Origin of the sequence: Endozoicomonas sp. SESOKO2 (assembly GCF_024606245.1) — a bacterium.
In the GTDB taxonomy this organism is placed as follows: domain Bacteria; phylum Pseudomonadota; class Gammaproteobacteria; order Pseudomonadales; family Endozoicomonadaceae; genus Endozoicomonas_A.
This window is the reverse complement of the sequence record NZ_JAHHPQ010000720.1, coordinates 1-1,625: the sequence shown is the minus strand read 5'-3', so window position 1 is coordinate 1,625 and position 1,625 is coordinate 1. Positions and strand designations below refer to the sequence as shown.

At 53.5% G+C, this 1,625-nt stretch carries 1 protein-coding gene; it reads right to left on the bottom strand.

What is annotated here, in order from left to right:
- Positions 1-1,625: hypothetical protein (locus tag KDK17_RS17280; protein WP_257288653.1), on the bottom strand; the 1,625-nt coding region annotated here is incomplete at both ends.

Sequence of the window (1,625 nt, the reverse complement as noted above, 5' to 3'; positions counted from 1 at the left end):
GATTCTGTCGGGTGCCATGGGTGATGACGCTGTTAATGGCCTTGCGCCAGTGGCGGGGCAGGAGTTTTGGGGAGTGGTCAACCTGCTGTGCTCGCCGGGCAGTCAGTATCAGGTTATTCAGCAACCCTTCGGTCATTTCAGGCAGTGGGTTACAGAGGTGGGCAGGTACGGTTTTAAACGCATCGTAAAGTTGGTGAAGTGCCTGTTCGGGCAGCTCGGTTCGGGGGATATCGTGCCGGTCCCCATTGATATCCCAGATATCCACCTCAGGACACGGTTTGCCCGTGGTGATCATCGAACGCCATACTGAAGATGGGCTTTTTGCAGACTCAGGCCAGACAACGGTGACCTGGGCTTGTGGGTACGCCTGTAATTGACCATTCACCAACAGAGGTTGCCCGATAACCAGAGGTTCCAGAAGCTCCTGAAGCGTTGGATTACTCTCCAGTCCCCGCATGACGACCGGCTTGCCAGAGGTTAATGCTTCCTGTAAGCCACTCTGATGCCGTCCAAAATGTGCCTTTTGTTCCGAGGTAATACGGAGGTTATCAAACAGCTGGCTGAGACGGGTCTGTTCATTGACCTGAATGACCAGGGGGGCTTTCTGATAATGATTGATCCAGTGGCTGGCCTGAGCTTGTTGCTGATACGTGACGGTATTAAAAACGGCCTGATCTCTCATTGAGTACTCATCGCTTTCTCTCAATCCCAGGGGTTTTGGCTGCCGTTTTGTCTGAGCCACCTGAAGTCGGGGCTTCAGGCCGGTCGTCTCGCGAATCGTCTGCAGTGAACCCAGCAAACAAAACCAGAGTGCCTCAGTGAGGGGAGACGTTACGGTGACGACACCGCCCGCCAGAACTTGTTCCAACAGACGGGTGTTAGGGACGGCATGGCCTTCCGGGGCAATAGCAATCGGGCCCAGCCAATCCCTGATATTACTCTGGTTAATGATGATTGTTTTTTGTGCTGCGTGCTCTTTATCACCTTCTTTGTCGCAAAAGCAGGACAGGCTTTGGAACAGTGAATGAAGCTCGGTATTCTCCACCGGCATCTGATAAAACTGAACATCGTCGGGTAACTGGCAGATCCCCCCATTGCTCTCAAAGCGCTTTTGCGCCAGCATCTGTCGAATGGTCTGTTCAAAGGCCAGATCCTGCCAGTCGGCTCCTTTCAGGATCACCTTTTGTCCGGCCCTCAATGACTTAAACCTGCCGGGGATGTGCTGAATTCGCCCCTGTTGATCCACTCCGGGGCCGCCCAGCAGCAACTGTCGCCAGTTACTGTGTATATGGCAGTCAATTAAAACGGTATTGTCGTCATCCATAGCACTTTCGCTACCGGGAAGCTCGGGCAATAGCGGAGGAACCTCATTGAGGTCCATCGTTGAATCATCACCGGTCTGTGGATCGAACTGCCAGATATTTCCCGGTCGATTAATTCGTCGCCAGAAATCAGCGCCCGGAGCACCACTGGCCTGACCAACCGGTGCCAACTGTTCAGGGGCTGCCAGAACCACCAGAGCAACATGCTCTCCCAGAGGACGTTTCTTCTGACTGACTTTGTCGAACAAACAGGGGTTATCGGGGTCCAGCAGATCGTTAAATTTTGGCAGATCGTCGCTGGTG